This window comes from Herbinix luporum (assembly GCF_900070325.1).
In the GTDB taxonomy this organism is placed as follows: domain Bacteria; phylum Bacillota; class Clostridia; order Lachnospirales; family Lachnospiraceae; genus Mobilitalea; species Mobilitalea luporum.
The window spans coordinates 1,203,591-1,221,612 of sequence record NZ_LN879430.1; the positions used below are offsets into that span (position 1 = coordinate 1,203,591).

An 18,022-nucleotide genomic window follows, 5' to 3' on the forward strand; every position below is an offset into this window, starting at 1 on the left:
TTCATTTGCAAATCCCCTTATGGGAGGACTGAAAATGGACTATTTAGTAAATACATTAGTTAATTTATTAGAAGCTTCCGGTTTCTATCAAATTACTTATAAAAATCTTATAATGATTGCTGTTGCCTGTTTTCTTTTATACCTGGCAATAAAAAAAGATTATGAACCACTTTTGCTTATTCCTATAGCATTCGGAATGCTGCTGGTTAATCTTTTTCCCGGTATTATGGCTCAGCCTTCCGTTAATGCCAACGGAGATGTGGTTCCCGGCGGACTACTGCGTTATTTCTATCTAGGTGACGAGTATGGAATTTGGCCATCCCTAATCTTTTTAGGTGTAGGGGCCATGACCGATTTTGGTCCTTTAATTGCCAACCCATCTAGTTTTTTACTTGGGGCAGCAGCACAGTTTGGAATTTATGCAGCGTATTTTGGAGCAGTTTTACTTGGATTTACTGACGGAGCAGCAGCATCTATCTCCATAATAGGCGGTGCTGACGGACCTACATCAATATTTCTAGCTACAAAACTGGCACCTGAACTATTAGGACCGATTGCTGTTGCAGCCTATTCATATATGTCTCTTGTTCCTATTATACAACCTCCGATTATGAGGCTTCTTACTACCGAGAAAGAACGTAAGATTAAGATGGAGCAATTAAGACCGGTATCCAAGTTAGAAAAGATACTATTTCCTATAGTTGTTACTATCATAGTAGTACTTTTATTACCTGATACGGCACCTTTAGTAGGTATGTTAATGCTTGGTAACTTGTTCCGTGAAAGTGGTGTTGTACGTCAATTAACAGATGTATCATCCAATGCATTAATGTATATTGTAGTAATACTACTGGGTACCTCAGTAGGTGCAACTACCAGTGCAGAAACCTTCCTTAACTTAAGTACCTTAAAAATTGTAGCACTGGGCCTGGTTGCCTTTGCCTTTGGAACTGCCAGCGGTATTCTTTTTGGTAAATTAATGTGTAAATTAAGCGGAGGCAAAATCAATCCTTTGATTGGTTCTGCCGGCGTATCTGCAGTACCTATGGCTGCTAGGGTTTCCCAGAAGGTAGGAGCAGAAGCAGATCCTACCAACTTCTTACTGATGCATGCCATGGGCCCTAATGTGGCAGGTGTTATCGGTACTGCCGTAGTTGCAGGTGTATTTCTATCTGTTTTTGGTTAAACAGCTTAATGGGCCTTATATAAGGTCTATAATGAACAGGAGGTAAATTAATGGCTAAACAAGCAAAAAGACCGGTTAAAATTACGGAGACTATTCTTCGTGACGCACATCAATCTTTGATAGCCACAAGAATGTCCACCGAAGAGATGCTGCCGGTAATTGAAAAAATGGATAAAGTAGGCTACCATTCCGTTGAATGTTGGGGTGGAGCTACCTTTGATGCTTCCTTACGTTTTCTTAAGGAAGATCCATGGGATAGATTAAGAAAAATAAGAGCAGGATTTAAAAACACTAAACTACAAATGCTTTTCCGTGGTCAGAACATCTTAGGATATCGTCATTATGCAGATGATGTTGTAGAATACTTTGTTCAAAAATCCATTGCAAACGGTATCGATATCATCCGTATATTTGACGCCCTAAATGATATGCGAAACCTTGAATCCACAGTAAAAGCTACCAACAAGGAAAATGGCCATGCTCAGATTGCTATATGCTATACCCTAGGAGATGCATATACCATAGATTATTATGTAAAATTAGCTAAGGATATAGAATCTTTAGGTGCCTCATCCATATGTATTAAGGATATGGCCGGACTATTGGTTCCTTATCAAGCTACCGAATTGGTAACAGCTCTTAAAAAGGCCGTAAAAATTCCTATTAATCTTCATACCCACTATACCAGTGGTGTGGCATCTATGACATATATGAAAGCAGTAGAGGCCGGTTGTGATATTATAGACACTGCTATGTCACCTTTTGCACTGGGTACCAGCCAACCTGCTACAGAAGTTATGGTAGAAACTTTCAAAGGTACTCCATATGATACCGGCTATGATCAGAAGCTCCTGGCAGAGATTGCGGACTATTTCCGTCCTATCAAGGATAAGGCATTAGAAAAAGGTTTACTTAACCCTAAGGTAATGGGTGTTGATATCAAAACTTTACTATACCAAGTACCAGGCGGAATGTTATCCAATCTGGTATCTCAGCTTAAGGAGCAAAAAGCAGAAGATAAATACTATGAAGTTCTTGAGGAAGTTCCCAGAGTCCGTAAGGATTTTGGTGAACCGCCACTGGTTACACCTTCAAGCCAAATTGTAGGAACCCAGGCCGTATTAAATGTACTGACAGGGGAACGCTATAAGATGGTAACAAAGGAATCTAGGGCTCTTTTATCCGGTGAATATGGTAGAACTGCAAAACCCTTTAATAAAGAGGTTCAGAAAAAGGTTATCGGTGATAAAAAGCCTATAACTTGCAGACCGGCTGATTTACTTGAGCCTGAGCTTAAAAAAATTGAGGCTGAAATTGCCGAATGGAAAGAGCAGGATGAGGATGTATTATCCTATGCTTTATTCCCTCAGGTTGCTATGGAATATTTCAAATACCGTCAGGCACAAAAGACAGGTGTTGATGTAACAGAGGGCGATAGCGAGAATAAAGCTTATCCTGTATAAAACTAATATAAAAACTGGGCTGTCGTTTTAAGGATTAGAAAATCCTGAAGCGACAGCTTTTATTTTGCCTAAAATAGAACAGATAAAATAATATTAAGATTAATATTTTTTACTTGACAATTGTATAAGAATTAGGTATACTACCACCTGTAAAGAAAAAAGCTTTACAGGTGGTGTTTTTATGTTAGATGTTGAATCTAGGGACTCAAAACTTGATGAACTAATTAATTTATCAATGCTATATGATTTTTATGGGGAGCTATTAAGCGACAATAAAAAACGTGTATTTGAAGATTATATCTTAAATGATTTATCATTAAGTGAAATCGCTGACCAATTAGATATAACCCGCCAAGGAGTCCATGATATTGTAAAACGCTGCACCAAAGAGTTGAAGGATTATGAGGACAGATTATCTCTGTTAAAAAAATTCACCAGAGTAAAGCATATGATAGAAAATATTAAAGATACTTGCTCTGAGATTTCAAAATCCGGAGACCTTAATATGATACATGAAATCGAAACATTGGCAGATGATATATTAAAGGAGCTATGATATGGCGTTTGATAATTTATCCGAAAAGCTTCAAAATATTTTTAAAGGATTAAAAGGAAAAGGCCGTCTGACAGAAGCTGATGTAAAAACAGCCCTTAGGGAGGTAAAAATGGCCCTGCTTGAAGCAGATGTCAACTTTAAGGTTGTTAAGAATTTTATCTCTTCTGTACAGGAAAGGGCAGTGGGACAGGACGTCCTTACAAGCCTTACTCCGGGTCAGATGGTAATTAAAATAGTTAATGAGGAAATGGTAAATCTCTTAGGCGGTAGTGCTGTGGAATTACAGCTTATGCCTCCAAGTGAAATTACCTTAATTATGATGTGTGGTCTTCAAGGTGCCGGTAAAACCACCACCACAGCCAAGCTGGCAGGTAAGTTAAAATCTAAGGGTAGAAAGCCCTTACTGGTTGCCTGTGATATCTACAGACCTGCAGCTATTGATCAGTTAAAGATTAACGGTGAAAAACAGGGTGTCAGTGTATTTTCCATGGGAGATAAACACAAGCCCTTAAATATTGCAAAAGCTGCTATGGAGCATGCCTCAAAGAATGGCTATAATGTTGTTATACTTGATACTGCAGGAAGGCTCCACGTGGATGAAGCCATGATGGAAGAACTTCAGGAAATCAAATCCAATCTTAATATACATCAAACTATTCTGGTAGTAGATGCCATGACAGGACAAGATGCAGTTAATGTATCCCAGAATTTTAACGATAAGCTTGGAATTGACGGAGTTATTCTTACTAAGCTTGACGGGGATACCAGAGGCGGTGCTGCCTTATCTATTCGTGCAGTAACAGGCAGACCCATATTATTTGCCGGAATGGGGGAAAAGCTTTCAGACTTAGAACCCTTTTATCCTGACCGTATGGCTTCTAGAATCCTTGGTATGGGAGATATTCTCACCCTTATCGATAAAGCCCAAGCTCAGTTTGACGAAGATAAAGCCCGTGAAATGGAAAGAAAAATTAAAAAAGCTGAGTTTGATTACAATGATTTCCTAGAACAAATGCATCAAGTTAAAAAAATGGGTGGAATATCAGATATTTTAAGTATGCTTCCGGGTATGGGAAAGCAATTAAAAGATGTAGAAATAGATGAAGGTGCCTTATCAAGAACCGAGGCCATAATTTATTCCATGACTAAGGAAGAAAGGTCAAATCCGGACATAATTAATTTATCCCGTAAAAAAAGAATTGCCGCCGGTGCCGGAGTTGATATATCTGAGGTAAATGCCCTTGTCAAGCAATTTGACCAAATGAAAAAGATGATGAAACAAATGACCGGTATGATGGGCAAAGGGGGTAAAAGGGGTCGCTTTAAGTTACCCTTTGGATTTTAAATAGTTTTGTTGTGTTATTTGATGTATTTTACACCTGATAACATTTCAATATAATTACTTATCAAGGAGGTGAAGACATGGCTGTAAAAATCAGATTAAAAAGAATGGGACAAAAGAAAGCTCCTTTTTATAGAATAGTTGTTGCTGATTCCAGATCACCTAGAGACGGTAGATTTATTGAGGAAATCGGTACTTATGATCCTACACAGAATCCCAGCGCTTTTAATGTAAATGAAGAAGCTGCGAAGAAGTGGTTAGCTAATGGTGCTAAACCCACAGAAACAGTAGGTAAGATCTTCAAAAATGCCGGTATTCTTTAATAGAATCATTCGCACCCATATGGAGGTAGCAAAATGAAGGAATTAGTTGAGGTAATTGCTAAATCACTAGTAGATCATCCCGATGAGGTTGTAGTTACGGAAAGAGAAACTGACAAGTCAATCATTGTTGAATTGAAGGTAGCTTCTGAAGATATGGGTAAGGTGATTGGCAAACAAGGCCGGATTGCAAAATCCATACGTACCGTAGTTAAAGCAGCCGCAACTAAGGATGACAAAAAAGTAGTAGTGGAAATTATGCAATAATCCTTTTTTATGGAGGCTGTTGTAAAAGATACAACAGCCTTATTTATTATATATTAAATGGAAGAATCTATTATAACTATTATAAGAGGAAGAAATCAAATGGATAATTATCTAAGAATAGGAGTCATCACAACCACCCATGGCATAAAAGGGGAAGTAAAGGTATTTCCCACTACAGACGATATTAATCGCTTTGAATATCTAAAAGAAGTTTTTCTAGATACAGGTAAGGAGTATCTGGCCTTAGAAGTTGAACAGGTTAGATATTTTAAACAGCTTATTATCTTAAAATTTAAAGGTATTAATAATATTAATGATATTGAAAAATACAAAGGCAAGGATCTTTTGGTATCAAGAGAAGAGGCCATAGAATTAAAAGAGGATGAATATTTTATATGTGATCTTATTAATTCAGAAGTATATACAGATGAGGGAAATGAACTGGGCATCTTAACCGAAGTCCTTACTTCTGCTGCCAATGATGTCTTTGTGGTAAAAACAAAGGACAATAAAGAAATATTACTTCCTTTCATTAAACAATGTATCCTAGATATTGATATAGGTAAGAAGAAGATTATAGTCCATCTAATGGATGGATTAATATAAAATTACTTTAGGTAACCTTTTTAAAAGGTACGGAGGGATAAATGAATTTTCATGTTCTGACATTATTTCCTGAAATGATTGAAAACACCATTAATACCAGCATAACGAAAAGGGCAATTGAAAAGGGCCTCATATCTGTCAATGCTGTTAATATCAGAGATTTTTCCAGTGACAAACATAAAAGAGTAGATGACTATCCTTATGGGGGAGGAGCTGGGATGGTTATTCAGGCAGAGCCTGTATATAAAGCCTATGAATATTTGGTAAACCATATAAAATCACAAAAAAAGGACCAAAGCTCCTTAAAAAAGCCAAGGGTTATCTATGTTACCCCCCAGGGTAAAATCTTTAATCAAACTATGGCACAGGAGCTTTCTTTAGAAGAAGATTTGATTTTCCTTTGTGGTCATTATGAAGGAATTGATGAACGGGTTCTTGAAATGATTGTTACAGATAATATATCCATCGGGGATTATATTCTTACGGGAGGAGAACTGCCTGCCTTGGTAATGATTGATTCAATTGCCAGGTTGATACCCGGTGTACTGAATAATGAAGCCTCCTCCGAATTTGAATCCTTAAAAGACAATCTCTTAGAATATCCCCAATATACCCGTCCCGAAGTCTTTATGGGCCGTAAAGTTCCTGAGGTATTACTATCGGGACATCATGCTAAGATCGAAGAATATAGAAGAAAGCAATCTATTTTGCGCACCTTTGAAAGACGTCCTGATTTATTGGAAAATGCAGTACTTACAAAAGAGGAAAGAGAATATCTTACCGGCCTTTCAAAAGAATTATGAGGCATATGAATAATTTATAAGAATAAAGAAAAAAATACTTGCTTTATATAATCATATATGATAAAGTTAGATATTGTGAGATGGATGGTCCTCTGTTACATTATGTATTAAGAACATCTAAATAAATAGGAGGTCACAAAAATGAACGATATTATTAGAGAAATTGAAGCTGAACAATTAAGAACCGATATTACTGATTTTAATGTTGGTGATACAGTTCAAGTTTATGCAAAAGTTAAAGAAGGAAACCGTGAAAGATTACAGGTATTTGAAGGTACTGTAATTAAGAGACAAAACGGTAGTTCAAGAGAAACTTTTACCGTAAGAAAGAATTCCGGCGGTGTTGGTGTTGAAAAAACTTGGCCACTTCATAGTCCTAGCATTGACAGGATTACAGTTGTAAGACGTGGTAAAGTTAGAAGAGCTAAGCTTTTCTATCTCCGTGATAGAGTTGGTAAGAAGGCTAAGGTAAAAGAATTATTAAAATAATTAATGCAAAAAAGGACATACCTTGTGTATAGTCCTTTTTTTGGCTACAGGCTTTTTGAATTACCAATAAAGATATTGTAAGATTGGTAAATTACATATATAATAATTATAATCTAAGCAGATTAATCCTAAGATATAATCTGCTTATTTACATGTATACCGTAAGGAGTGGACTGCCATGGATTTTGATTTTGAAAAAGATAAAAATTCTCTTGTTAAGAAAATACTTATTGAAATACTAATATGGGCCGCACAAATTGCTGCAGTTATCTTCCTTGCATATTTCATAATATACTATTGTGTTGAAAAAACCAATGTTATAGGAATTTCTATGGAAAACACCCTTTATGCCAATGACCCCATTATAATTAATAAATTCTCATATCGTGTATCTGATCCAAAGCGTTTTGATGTCATAGTATTTAAACAAAGCGGAAAAGAACATAGCTTTTATAATATTAAGCGTATTATCGGTCTTCCCGGGGAAACTATTCTTATAAAAGAAGGAAAAATATATATCAATGGGGAAGAGATTGAAGATATTGTCAATGCTGAAGAGATGGTCAATTACGGACTGGCTGCAGAAGAAATCACCTTAGAGGATAATGAATACTTTGTCTTAGGTGATAATAGAAATAACAGCGAAGATAGCCGATTTGCCAGTATAGGCAATATAAGAAGAGATGAAATAGTAGGAAAGGCAGCCCTTAGATTATCTCCCTTTAACTTTATAAGTAAGCTTAATTTAAAAAAATCACAAGATTAGAAAATGAGGTAATAAAATGAATGTACAATGGTATCCCGGTCATATGGCTAAAGCCAAGCGTATGATGCAGGAGAACATAAAATTAATTGATGTAGTTATTGAATTAGTAGATGCCAGGATTCCCATATCAAGTAAAAATCCTGATATTGACAGCTTAGCTGCGAATAAATCCAGGGTGATTTTACTAAACAAATATGATATGGCCGATCCCAAATACAATGATTTATGGAAAAGCTATTTTGATGATAAAGGTTATTATACAGCCTTAATCAATTCAAAAAGCGGTGAAGGGGTAAAAGAGATTAAAGATATTGTATATAAGGCCTGTCAGGAAAAATTAGAAAGAGACAGACGAAAGGGAATAAAAAACAGACCTATCAGGGCCATGATAGTAGGAATTCCCAATGTGGGAAAATCCACCTTTATCAATAGCTTTGTTGGAAGAGCCACAGCAAAAACCGGTAACAAGCCAGGTGTAACCAAAGGTAAACAATGGATTAGGCTTAGTTCTAAGATAGAACTTCTTGATACCCCCGGTATTTTATGGCCAAAGTTTGAGGATCCTGCTGCGGGAATGCGACTTGCATTTATCGGTTCTATAAATGATAATATAATACAAATGACGGAACTTGCCTTAGAGCTGATACTTTTTCTAAACAAATATTATCCCGATGCTATTAAGAAACGTTATGATATTGAAGTTCCACAGGAAATGGAAGTTATAAAAGATTGCATAGGTACTTTAGAACAAATAGCCCTAAAGCGCTCATGCCTTATGAAAGGTGGAGAAGCGGATATAGAAAGAGCAGCTAAGATAGTACTGGATGATTTTAGAAATGTTCGCTTAGGAAGGATAACCTTGGAGTTTCCTTAAAAATAAATACAAGAAAAAGGAAGTGTAGTTTTTTGAGCCAAGTTACAATTGCCCAAGTAAAGCTGGAATTTATGCAGGCAGATATAAGTCTTATTCCGGCTTTATTAGAAAAATATAAAGCAGATACAAGAAGCGGTGTTATTAATATCTGCCGCCAATATCAGTCAAAATTTGAGGCTTATCAAAAAGAAATAGAACGTCTTAATGCAATGAAGCATTATGAGCAAACTTATAAAGATTATGCTTATATATGCGGGATAGATGAGGTGGGAAGAGGCCCCTTTGCAGGCCCTGTAATAGCTGCTGCCGTTATTCTTCCTAAGGATTGTGATATCTTATATTTAAATGATTCCAAGAAACTATCGGAAAAAAAGAGGGATGAAATTTATGATATTATTTTAAAAAATGCCATTTCCTATGGTATCGGCAGTATCCCTCCTAATAAGATTGATGAAATCAATATCCTTCAAGCAACTTTTTCTGCCATGAGGCAGGCAATAAATAATATGAAAATTAAACCTGATATTTTATTTATAGATGCCTTAACCATACCGGATATATCCATTCTCCAGGTTCCCATAGTTAAGGGAGATTCAAAGAGTATATCCATAGCAGCAGCCAGTATTCTTGCTAAGGTTACAAGGGATAGGATGATGATTGCCTATGATAAGATTTTTCCCGGTTATGGTTTTGCAGAGAATAAAGGATATGGTACAAAGGACCATATAGCTGCTCTTAAACGTTTGGGTCCAAGCCCCATACATCGTATGAGTTTTATTAAAAATTACATATAGCATAACAATTAGTTGCCAAAAGGATTGCCAAAAAAATAGGGGATTATGACGGGAGGGCCGGTTATGAAAAACCATAATAATATCCATGATATAAATATCAGTGATAATACCAGCAAGGAAAGTGACAAGAAGGCAGGAATTAATAAGAAAAAGACAGCAGTAGCCTTGTCCTATAATCTAGATGATGCTGCCCCTAAGATTATTGCAACCGGCAAGGGCTATATGGCCGATAAAATAATACAAGAGGCAAATAAGGAGGATATCCCTATTCATAAGGATGAAAACTTAGCCCATACCTTATCTAGACTTGAACTGGGATCTTATATTCCTCCTGAGTTATATGAAGTGGTGGCTGAAATTCTTGTCTTTGTAGATAAGATGGATCAGCTGAAAAGTAAATTGAGTTAATATTAGGATGGTATGTGGTGTGAATAAAAGAGAGCTTGGCTTTAAATATGAGCAAAAGGCGGCCAAATTTTTGGAAGAGCAGGGATATGTTATTATAGATAAGAATTTTAGATGTAGGTTAGGGGAAATTGATTTAATCGGAAAATCTGATGGATATCTATGCTTTATAGAGGTAAAATATCGTTTTGCATGTAAGTATGGTTTTCCTTCTGAAGCCGTTGATTATAGAAAAAGAAAAAGAATAGTTAGATCTGCCTTAACCTATATGCAATTTCATAAACTCCCTGTAGATACACCCTGCCGTTTTGATATCGTTGTTATACTGGATAATGAATTTACGCTTATTAAGAATGCTTTTGAAGGCATCTACTAAAGGGAGGCTTAAAGATGACATTTAAAGATAGTAATAAGGCAAGGCTTAACCGGGGGGCTGCGGCTCCTTATATTGAATTTCCCCCCTTATCTGATATACCTTTTATCGTTCATGGTTTTTCTACCAGACTTGGTGGTGTCAGTACAGGTATATTTTCTTCTATGAATTTGGGAGCGGATTCCTCCCCTTATAAGGATAATCCCGACAATATAAAGGAGAATTATATTCGAATTGCTGAAAGTATCGGAGTAGAAGCCGATTCCCTAGTTATATCTGATCAGGTTCATAAAACCAATATTCGTTTAGTAGATGAAAAAGACAGGGGTAAAGGCTTTATGATCTCAAAAGATTATAAGGAGATAGACGGACTGATTACAAATACCCCTAATATTACCCTTGTAACAAAATATGCTGACTGTGTCCCCTTATACTTTGTAGATCCAAAAAATAAAGCTATTGGCCTATCACATTCCGGTTGGAAGGGAACCGTAGGCCGTATCGGACAAAAAACCGTTGATGAAATGGGTAAGGCATTTGGCAGTAAAGCCACAGATATAATTGCCCTTATAGGACCTTCTATCTGTATGGATTGCTATGAAGTGGGAGAGGATGTAGCTAGTCAATTTGAGAATGCATTTTCCATAAAAGGGGATAATATATCTATACTGACTAAAAACCATAGAGGACGTTATCAGCTTAATCTATGGGAGGCAAATAAAAGAGTTCTGTTAGAAGCCGGACTTTTTGAGGAGAATATCCATATCAGCGGTGTATGTACCTCCTGTAATAGCGAGCTTTTATTCTCCCATAGAAAAAGTAAGGGCCTAAGAGGAAGTCTGGCGGCATTTTTGGCTATAAAAGACTAGAAAACAAATAACATAATGAAAGAAAATTGGTGTATTATATGAAGAATAAAGCACACATTATTAAAGAGATTGAAGAAGGAAGTATTGCCCATGAGCTGGGATTAGCTCCCGGTGATGAATTAATATCAATTAATGATAGTAAGATAAAAGATGTTTTGGATTACTATTATCTTATTAAAGACGAATTTTTAAATCTTCTTGTCAAAAAACCCGATGGAGAAGAATGGGAATTTGAGATTGAGAAGGATTTTGATGATGATCTAGGAATAGTTTTTGAAGAAGGGCTTATGGATACTTACAGATCCTGCACAAATAAGTGTATCTTTTGCTTTATAGATCAAATGCCCCCCGGTATGAGAGATACCTTATATTTTAAGGATGATGATGCCAGATTGTCCTTTTTACAAGGCAATTACATCACATTAACCAATCTAAGTGATGAAGAAGTTGACAGAATAATATTTTATAAATTATCACCGATTAATATTTCCATTCATACAACCAATGAAGAATTAAGATGTAAGATGTTAAATAATCGTTTTGCAGGAAGTTCTCTTTCAAAGATAAAGCGGCTAAAAGAAGCCGGTATTACTATGAATGGACAGATTGTACTTTGCAAAGGCTGGAATGATAAAGAAGAACTTGAAAAGACTATCCATGATCTTTCTGCCTTCCTTCCTGAAATGCAAAGTGTATCTGTTGTTCCGGTGGGAATCACAAAATTTAGAGATAAGCTGACACCCCTTGAGCCCTTTTCTAAAGAGGACTCTATAGAGGTCCTTGAAACAATTCATCGCTGGCAGAATATCTTTCTTACCCATTATCAAACAAGATTCATTTATGCCGGAGATGAATGGTATATCAATGCAGGCCTTCCTATTCCTGATGAGGAGGCTTATGAAGGGTATCCTCAGTTAGAAAACGGGGTAGGTATGTTAAGATCTTTTACAGATGAGTTTAAAGAATATCTTAAAGAACTACCCGGTGATAATAGAGAAAAGGAAATATCCATAGCAACGGGAGTATTAGCCGGCCCATATATATCAGGGATGGCGTCTGATCTTAAGGATAAATATCCAAATATCAAAATAAACCTATATACAATAGAGAATGATTTCTTTGGAAAAAACATAACCGTTGCAGGTCTTTTAACCGGCGGTGATATTATAAAACAGTTAAAAGGTAAAAACCTAGGTAAAAGCTTGCTTTTACCGGAGGTTCTTCTTCGTAGGGGGGAAGAGGTCTTATTAGATGATATTACCGTCAAGGATATTGAAAAAACTTTACAAACCAAAATCTCTATTGTACAATCAGATGGAAAAGCATTTATTGATACTATATTGAATGTTTAAATAATTTTTTTGGAAACATTATTATAAACACCATATTATTATATATTAGGAGTACATTATGAGTAAACCAATAGTAGCCATAATCGGAAGACCCAATGTAGGTAAATCCACCTTATTTAATGCCCTGGCAGGAGAGCGTATATCCATAGTTAAGGATACACCGGGAATTACCAGAGATCGGATTTACGCCGATGTTACATGGTTAGATACACAATTTACACTTATAGATACCGGTGGAATTGAACCGGATACGAAGAATGAAATGTTTGCCCATATGCGGGAGCAGGCAGAAATTGCTATAGATACGGCTGATGTTATTATATTTTTAGTTGATGTACGGCAAGGTCTTGTTGATGCGGATTCTAAAGTGGCAGATATGCTAAGAAGAAGCAACAAGCCTATCGTGTTAGTAGTAAACAAAGTAGATAATTTTGAAAAGTTTATGCCTGATGTTTATGAATTCTATAACCTGGGTATAGGTGATCCTCATCCTATTTCCGCTTCCTCAAAGCTGGGCTTTGGAGATATGTTGGATGAAGTAACAAAACATTTTAAAAACATATCAAATTGGGATGAAGAAGACGAAAGACCCAGAATTGCCATAATAGGTAAACCCAATGTAGGCAAATCTTCCATAGTTAATAAGTTGTTGGGAGAGAACCGTGTTATTGTATCAGATATTGCTGGAACTACCAGAGATGCCATTGATACACCAATAAGACGAAATAAAAAAGAATATATTTTAATAGATACTGCCGGGCTTAGACGAAAAAGTAAAATCAAAGAAGATATTGAGCATTACAGTATAGTCCGTACTGTAGCGGCCGTAGAAAGAGCCGATATAGCAATCCTTGTTATAGATGCCACCGAGGGTGTAACAGAACAGGATGCTAAAATAGCAGGAATTGCCCATGATCGGGGCAAAGGTATTATTATTGCTGTTAACAAATGGGACCTTATTGAAAAAGACAGTAATACAGTTAATAAATTTAGTGCAAATATAAAAAACGTATTATCCTTTATTCCTTATGCTGAAATACTGTTTATTTCTGCAGAGACAGGACAAAGGCTTAATAAACTATTTGATCTTATAGAGGTAGTTATTCAAAATCAAAATCTTCGAATTTCTACCGGTGTACTAAATGAGATCATGGCTGAAGCCACAGCCCTACAGCAGCCCCCTTCTGATAAGGGTAAGCAGCTTAGATTGTATTATATAACTCAAGTAGCTGTTAAACCTCCTACATTTGTTATATTTGTTAATGATAAAAAATTAATGCATTTTTCATATACCAGATATATTGAGAATAAAATCCGGGAGGCCTTCGGATTTGCCGGGACTTCCTTAAAGTTCTTTATAAGGGAGCGAAAGGAGAACTCTTAAAAATGTTTACAAAAATTATTTTTTGTATATTTTTCGGATATTTATTTGGATGTTTTTCTACTGGATTTTTTATCGGCAAGTTAAATAAAGTTGACATCCGCCAGTACGGAAGCAAAAGTTCAGGAACAACAAATGCCTTAAGGACCTTGGGTGCCAAGGCAGGTTTATTAACCCTTCTAGGGGATATGCTAAAAGCCGTAATAGCTATCTTATTTGTTAAATATGTTTTCTTTGCTCAATTTGAATATATTAATTTACTTGTTTTATATACAGGACTTGGTGTAGTATTAGGACATAATTATCCTGTATGGTTAAAATTTAAGGGTGGTAAGGGGATTGCAGCTACAGCAGGAGCCATGGCCTCTTTCGATCCTTGGATTATACCTTTTGGTCTGCCCATCTTTGTTATTACAGTGGCAGTTACCAGATATGTATCTGTCGGATCCTTATTAGTAGCATTATTGTTCCCCATTTGGATTAAGGTTCGTTATCCTAATGAGTTACATATGCTCATAGTAGCTTCGGCATATACTATATTGGCTATTATAAAACATCGTTCCAACATCAAACGCTTGCTTAGGGGTACAGAAAACAAATTAGGACAAAGAATAAAAATAGATAATAAAGGTTAAAAAGGAGGTAGTTCATGTTTAAAATTGGTATACTTGGGGCCGGAACTTGGGGAACTGCACTTGGAATTTTACTTTCAAATAATGGTCATGAGGTTACCCTTTGGACTAAAATAGAAGAGGAAGCTAAAAGTTTAGAAGCTTCTAGAGATAATCTGAAAAATCTTCCCGGGGCTAAGCTTCCCGAAAATATAAAGATTACCTTAGATTTAAAAGAGGCTTGTACTAATAAAGACATAATTGTTATGGCTGTTGCCTCCCCTTATGTCAGAGCCACTTCTAAAGAAGCCAGTTCCTATATAAAAGAAGGACAGATAATTGTTAATGTGTCAAAAGGAATAGAAAATAACACGCTTCTTACCCTTGCCGATGTTATTAGAGAGGAAATCCCTCAGGCAGATATTGCAGTTATGTCAGGACCTAGCCATGCGGAAGAAGTAAGCCGTCTAATTCCAACTACTATTGTAGTAGGAGCTTCATCCAAGGAAACAGCCCATTTTATACAGGACGTTTTCATGAATGAAGTTTTTAGGGTCTATACCAGTCCTGATATGATTGGAATTGAACTGGGTGCCGCCCTTAAAAATGTTATAGCACTGGCTGCAGGTATTATAGATGGCCTAGGCTTTGGTGACAATACTAAAGCAGCCTTAATGACCCGGGGAATAGCTGAAATTAGTCGCCTTGGTATAAAAATGGGAGGCTGCATGGAAACCTTCTCCGGCTTATCCGGAATTGGTGATTTATTTGTTACATGTACCAGCCGCCACAGCAGAAACAGGCAGGCAGGCTATCTTATAGGTAAGGGCTATACTTTAGAGCAAGTTCATAAAGAAGTAAGTCAGGTGGTTGAAGGTGTTAATACTGCTAAAGCAGCACTGGCACTGGCACAAAAATACCAAGTAGAAATGCCCATAGTAGAACAGATTAATTTGGTTTTATTTGAAGGAAAATCAGCTAAAGATGCTGCTGCCGATCTGTTAGTAAGGGACAAGCGTATTGAATATAAGACCTTGGAATGGGATTAAATCTTTGTATAATTATATATATAAAGGCAAGTTCAAAATGTAATATAAGACAAAAATTTGAACTTGTCTTATTTTTATATTTTTTTGCTTTTTGTCTTTACATTATTAAATTTTAAAGCTATAATATTCCAAGAATATACTATAAATGGATTTAATATGACAAAATGAAGCAACTATAATAGAAAGGATAGACAAATATGAAAGATTGGGTAAAGATTTTTAAAGAAATCAAAAGCTGGGTTATCTTATTTGTTCTGGCATTATTTTTTTCAGCTTTAATTAACAGTCAATTATTTGCCATGGCAACGGTTAAAGAAGTTTCTATGCAAGATACTTTATTTGAAGATCAGATATTGTTTATAAACCGCCTGGCATATAAAAATAAAAGTCCTAAAGCCGGTGATATTATTATCTTTTATAAAAGCAGGGAAATTGGCTCCTTTACCGAAGAATTTTTACGCTCTGTCAGTTATATTCTTCCTTTTACAAGACCAAAAGATGATAATAAAGACAGATTGGTTAAAAGAGTAATCGGTACATCTGGGGATATTATAGATATTAAAGACGGATATGTCTATAAGAACGGAGAACGCTTAGAGGAGCCTTATGCTAAAGGTGATACAAATGCAACTTATATTGAATTTCCTGTTACTGTAGGAGAAAACCAGCTTTTTGTACTGGGAGATAACAGAGAACATAGCAGAGATAGCAGAGAGTTTGGCCTTATAGATATAAGCCATGTAGAAGGAAAAGCTTCTTTTAGACTTTATCCATTTAATAAAATCGGTAAATTACAGTAAAAGATAAATTATTTTTAATATTTAAAATTTCAAGTATAACAAGTACATATCAAATATCATAGAATTATACTGCCCAGCATATCTTTAACTATAACCAATAGGAGGTTTACATATGTTAGGGCAGTTTGATGTTTATAATGATATTCAGGCTAGGACAGGCGGTGAAATATACATAGGTGTAGTAGGTCCGGTCAGAACAGGAAAATCCACTTTTATTAAAAGATTTATGGATCTTCTGGTAATACCGGGAATAGAAGATGTCCATAGCAGAGAAAGGGCAGTAGATGAACTGCCTCAGGCAGCAGCCGGAAAAACCATTATGACTACCGAACCTAAATTCATACCTAAGGAAGCCGCTGAAATAGCACTGAATGATGAAACAAAGGTAAAAATCCGTCTTATTGATTGTGTAGGCTATATGGTTGAAGGAGCCTCAGGTCATATTGAGAATGAACAAGAACGGATGGTAAAAACACCCTGGTATGATTATGAAATTCCTTTTTCCCAAGCAGCTGAGCTTGGTACCAAGAAAGTAATCAATGATCACTCAACCATCGGCATTGTAGTTACTACAGACGGAAGTTTCGGAGAAATACCAAGAAATAATTATATGATTCCTGAAGAAAAAACCATTGAGGAATTAAAACGTCTTGGTAAACCATTTATTGTATTATTAAATTCTAATAAGCCTTATTCCAATGACACTATAAGAATAGCAGAAGAAATAGCACAAAGATATGACGTAACAGTTATGCCGATTAACTGTGAACAATTGAATAAGGAAGATATCCATAAGATAATGGAAAATATTCTTTCGGTATTTCCAATTACAGAGGTTAATTTTTATATGCCAAAATGGGCAGAAATGCTATCATCTGACCACTGGTTAAAGTCAGATTTAATCAGCGCTGTAAAGAATATGTTCCAAAATATTACCAGAGTAAAAGATGCCAATCCCTCTAATTTACTTACCGACAGTGAGTATGTAAAACGATTTAAGCTAGACAGAGTAAATATGCAAGATGGGACAGTAGATGTTAATGTGGAACTTGATGACATGTATTACTACAGAATACTAAGTGATTTAATCGGTGTTCCCATTAGCGGAGAATATCAACTTATTGCCACATTAAAAGAGTTGGCTGAAAAAAAGGCTGAGTTTGAAAAAGTCTCTCAGGCTGTTAATCAGGTAAAAAGTAAGGGATATGGTATAGTTTCACCCCAGCAAGATGAAATCCGTATTGAAGAACCAGAAGTTATGAAACATGGTAATAAATATGGTGTTAAAATTAAAGCAAATGCACCTTCTATTCATATGATTAGGGCAGAAATTATGACCGAGGTAGCCCCTATAGTCGGTTCAGAAGATCAGGCAAAGGATTTGATAAATTATATTAATGAAAATACTAAGGAAAATCCTGAGGGTATATGGGAAACCAATATATTCGGAAAAACCATTCGTCAGTTGGTTAACGATGGCATTAGCAGTAAAGTTAATAAACTTACTGATGAAAGTCAGCTAAAACTTCAGGAAACAATGCAAAAGATTATTAATGACAGTAACGGTGGTATTATTTGTATAATAATTTAACTATTATCGAAACATAGGCTTTATTGTTAAAATAATCAAGAAATAACTTAAAAAAGTGCTATCTAATACAAAAAAAATTGTACTTAGATAGCCTTTCTCTTTTTTATATATGCAATTCGTCTTTT

Annotated in this window: 21 protein-coding genes; all 21 read left to right on the forward strand. The window is 35.8% G+C overall.

The window, feature by feature from the left end; translation table 11 throughout:
* The first annotated feature begins 34 nt into the window (after window positions 1–34).
* The 21 genes from SD1D_RS05535 to spoIVA all read left to right on the forward strand — a co-directional run bounded on the left by SD1D_RS05535 (window position 35) and on the right by spoIVA (window position 17,897).
* Window positions 35–1,186, forward strand: coding sequence for a sodium ion-translocating decarboxylase subunit beta (locus tag SD1D_RS05535; RefSeq protein ID WP_058258009.1), 1,152 nt, complete (start codon window positions 35–37; stop codon window positions 1,184–1,186).
* A 50-nt stretch (window positions 1,187–1,236) separates the two neighbouring features.
* Window positions 1,237–2,649 carry an oxaloacetate decarboxylase subunit alpha gene (locus tag SD1D_RS05540; RefSeq protein WP_058258010.1) on the forward strand — a complete coding sequence of 471 codons (1,413 nt, stop codon included), beginning with the start codon at window positions 1,237–1,239 and terminating at the stop codon, window positions 2,647–2,649.
* Between the two features lie 181 nt (window positions 2,650–2,830).
* Entirely contained in the window at window positions 2,831–3,205 is a 375-nt protein-coding gene (ylxM, locus tag SD1D_RS05545; protein WP_058258011.1) for a YlxM family DNA-binding protein, read from the forward strand.
* Window position 3,206: 1 nt separating this feature from the next.
* The gene (gene ffh, locus SD1D_RS05550) at window positions 3,207–4,550 is read left to right on the forward strand and encodes a signal recognition particle protein (protein WP_058258012.1); all 1,344 of its coding nucleotides are present in this window, start codon (window positions 3,207–3,209) and stop codon (window positions 4,548–4,550) included.
* A gap of 77 nt (window positions 4,551–4,627) precedes the next feature.
* Window positions 4,628–4,870, forward strand: a complete 243-nt coding sequence (gene rpsP / locus SD1D_RS05555) for a 30S ribosomal protein S16 (protein WP_058258013.1) — start codon at window positions 4,628–4,630, stop codon at window positions 4,868–4,870.
* A gap of 33 nt (window positions 4,871–4,903) precedes the next feature.
* Window positions 4,904–5,134, forward strand: a complete 231-nt coding sequence (locus SD1D_RS05560) for a KH domain-containing protein (RefSeq protein WP_058258014.1) — start codon at window positions 4,904–4,906, stop codon at window positions 5,132–5,134.
* 99 nt (window positions 5,135–5,233) lie between these two features.
* Complete coding sequence (rimM, locus tag SD1D_RS05565; protein ID WP_087758791.1) at window positions 5,234–5,740, forward strand: ribosome maturation factor RimM; 507 nt, start codon at window positions 5,234–5,236, stop codon at window positions 5,738–5,740.
* 41 nt (window positions 5,741–5,781) lie between these two features.
* A complete protein-coding gene (gene trmD, locus SD1D_RS05570; RefSeq protein ID WP_058258016.1) occupies window positions 5,782–6,543 on the forward strand; it encodes a tRNA (guanosine(37)-N1)-methyltransferase TrmD in 762 nt (253 codons plus the stop codon).
* Window positions 6,544–6,684: 141 nt separating this feature from the next.
* Window positions 6,685–7,032 (forward strand): 50S ribosomal protein L19, encoded by a 348-nt coding sequence (gene rplS / locus SD1D_RS05575; RefSeq protein WP_058258017.1) that lies wholly within the window; start codon window positions 6,685–6,687, stop codon window positions 7,030–7,032.
* 178 nt (window positions 7,033–7,210) lie between these two features.
* Window positions 7,211–7,798, forward strand: coding sequence for a signal peptidase I (lepB, locus tag SD1D_RS05580; protein WP_058258018.1), 588 nt, complete (start codon window positions 7,211–7,213; stop codon window positions 7,796–7,798).
* Between the two features lie 16 nt (window positions 7,799–7,814).
* Window positions 7,815–8,672 (forward strand): ribosome biogenesis GTPase YlqF, encoded by an 858-nt coding sequence (gene ylqF, locus SD1D_RS05585; RefSeq protein WP_058258019.1) that lies wholly within the window; start codon window positions 7,815–7,817, stop codon window positions 8,670–8,672.
* Window positions 8,673–8,704: 32 nt separating this feature from the next.
* Window positions 8,705–9,466 carry a ribonuclease HII gene (locus SD1D_RS05590; RefSeq protein WP_330398648.1) on the forward strand — a complete coding sequence of 254 codons (762 nt, stop codon included), beginning with the start codon at window positions 8,705–8,707 and terminating at the stop codon, window positions 9,464–9,466.
* Window positions 9,467–9,529: 63 nt separating this feature from the next.
* Window positions 9,530–9,874, forward strand: a complete 345-nt coding sequence (locus SD1D_RS05595) for an EscU/YscU/HrcU family type III secretion system export apparatus switch protein (RefSeq protein ID WP_058258020.1) — start codon at window positions 9,530–9,532, stop codon at window positions 9,872–9,874.
* 19 nt (window positions 9,875–9,893) lie between these two features.
* Window positions 9,894–10,247 (forward strand): YraN family protein, encoded by a 354-nt coding sequence (locus tag SD1D_RS05600; RefSeq protein WP_173803194.1) that lies wholly within the window; start codon window positions 9,894–9,896, stop codon window positions 10,245–10,247.
* 14 nt (window positions 10,248–10,261) lie between these two features.
* Complete coding sequence (gene pgeF / locus SD1D_RS05605; RefSeq protein WP_058258022.1) at window positions 10,262–11,113, forward strand: peptidoglycan editing factor PgeF; 852 nt, start codon at window positions 10,262–10,264, stop codon at window positions 11,111–11,113.
* Between the two features lie 38 nt (window positions 11,114–11,151).
* The gene (locus SD1D_RS05610; RefSeq protein WP_058258023.1) at window positions 11,152–12,465 is read left to right on the forward strand and encodes a DUF512 domain-containing protein; all 1,314 of its coding nucleotides are present in this window, start codon (window positions 11,152–11,154) and stop codon (window positions 12,463–12,465) included.
* Window positions 12,466–12,523: 58 nt separating this feature from the next.
* Window positions 12,524–13,849 (forward strand): ribosome biogenesis GTPase Der, encoded by a 1,326-nt coding sequence (gene der, locus SD1D_RS05615; RefSeq protein WP_058258024.1) that lies wholly within the window; start codon window positions 12,524–12,526, stop codon window positions 13,847–13,849.
* A gap of 2 nt (window positions 13,850–13,851) precedes the next feature.
* The gene (gene plsY / locus SD1D_RS05620; RefSeq protein WP_058258025.1) at window positions 13,852–14,481 is read left to right on the forward strand and encodes a glycerol-3-phosphate 1-O-acyltransferase PlsY; all 630 of its coding nucleotides are present in this window, start codon (window positions 13,852–13,854) and stop codon (window positions 14,479–14,481) included.
* Between the two features lie 14 nt (window positions 14,482–14,495).
* Complete coding sequence (locus SD1D_RS05625) at window positions 14,496–15,506, forward strand: NAD(P)H-dependent glycerol-3-phosphate dehydrogenase (RefSeq protein WP_058258026.1); 1,011 nt, start codon at window positions 14,496–14,498, stop codon at window positions 15,504–15,506.
* A 197-nt stretch (window positions 15,507–15,703) separates the two neighbouring features.
* Complete coding sequence (lepB, locus tag SD1D_RS05630) at window positions 15,704–16,306, forward strand: signal peptidase I (protein WP_058258027.1); 603 nt, start codon at window positions 15,704–15,706, stop codon at window positions 16,304–16,306.
* Window positions 16,307–16,418: 112 nt separating this feature from the next.
* Entirely contained in the window at window positions 16,419–17,897 is a 1,479-nt protein-coding gene (gene spoIVA, locus SD1D_RS05635; RefSeq protein ID WP_058258028.1) for a stage IV sporulation protein A, read from the forward strand.
* Window positions 17,898–18,022: the final 125 nt, after the last annotated feature.

Bases quoted from the DNA above. Each gene is read 5' to 3' on its own strand.
- spoIVA (WP_058258028.1), top strand. From the start codon at position 16,419: ATGTTAGGGCAGTTTGATGTTTATAATGATATTCAGGCTAGGACAGGC.
- lepB (WP_058258018.1), top strand. From the start codon at position 7,211: ATGGATTTTGATTTTGAAAAAGATAAAAATTCTCTTGTTAAGAAAATA.
- SD1D_RS05540 (WP_058258010.1), top strand. From the start codon at position 1,237: ATGGCTAAACAAGCAAAAAGACCGGTTAAAATTACGGAGACTATTCTT.
- ffh (WP_058258012.1), top strand. From the start codon at position 3,207: ATGGCGTTTGATAATTTATCCGAAAAGCTTCAAAATATTTTTAAAGGA.
- der (WP_058258024.1), top strand. From the start codon at position 12,524: ATGAGTAAACCAATAGTAGCCATAATCGGAAGACCCAATGTAGGTAAA.
- rimM (WP_087758791.1), top strand. From the start codon at position 5,234: ATGGATAATTATCTAAGAATAGGAGTCATCACAACCACCCATGGCATA.
- SD1D_RS05535 (WP_058258009.1), top strand. From the start codon at position 35: ATGGACTATTTAGTAAATACATTAGTTAATTTATTAGAAGCTTCCGGT.
- ylqF (WP_058258019.1), top strand. From the start codon at position 7,815: ATGAATGTACAATGGTATCCCGGTCATATGGCTAAAGCCAAGCGTATG.
- SD1D_RS05610 (WP_058258023.1), top strand. From the start codon at position 11,152: ATGAAGAATAAAGCACACATTATTAAAGAGATTGAAGAAGGAAGTATT.
- lepB (WP_058258027.1), top strand. From the start codon at position 15,704: ATGAAAGATTGGGTAAAGATTTTTAAAGAAATCAAAAGCTGGGTTATC.
- pgeF (WP_058258022.1), top strand. From the start codon at position 10,262: ATGACATTTAAAGATAGTAATAAGGCAAGGCTTAACCGGGGGGCTGCG.
- ylxM (WP_058258011.1), top strand. From the start codon at position 2,831: ATGTTAGATGTTGAATCTAGGGACTCAAAACTTGATGAACTAATTAAT.
- rpsP (WP_058258013.1), top strand. From the start codon at position 4,628: ATGGCTGTAAAAATCAGATTAAAAAGAATGGGACAAAAGAAAGCTCCT.
- rplS (WP_058258017.1), top strand. From the start codon at position 6,685: ATGAACGATATTATTAGAGAAATTGAAGCTGAACAATTAAGAACCGAT.
- plsY (WP_058258025.1), top strand. From the start codon at position 13,852: ATGTTTACAAAAATTATTTTTTGTATATTTTTCGGATATTTATTTGGA.
- SD1D_RS05625 (WP_058258026.1), top strand. From the start codon at position 14,496: ATGTTTAAAATTGGTATACTTGGGGCCGGAACTTGGGGAACTGCACTT.
- SD1D_RS05560 (WP_058258014.1), top strand. From the start codon at position 4,904: ATGAAGGAATTAGTTGAGGTAATTGCTAAATCACTAGTAGATCATCCC.
- SD1D_RS05595 (WP_058258020.1), top strand. From the start codon at position 9,530: ATGAAAAACCATAATAATATCCATGATATAAATATCAGTGATAATACC.
- trmD (WP_058258016.1), top strand. From the start codon at position 5,782: ATGAATTTTCATGTTCTGACATTATTTCCTGAAATGATTGAAAACACC.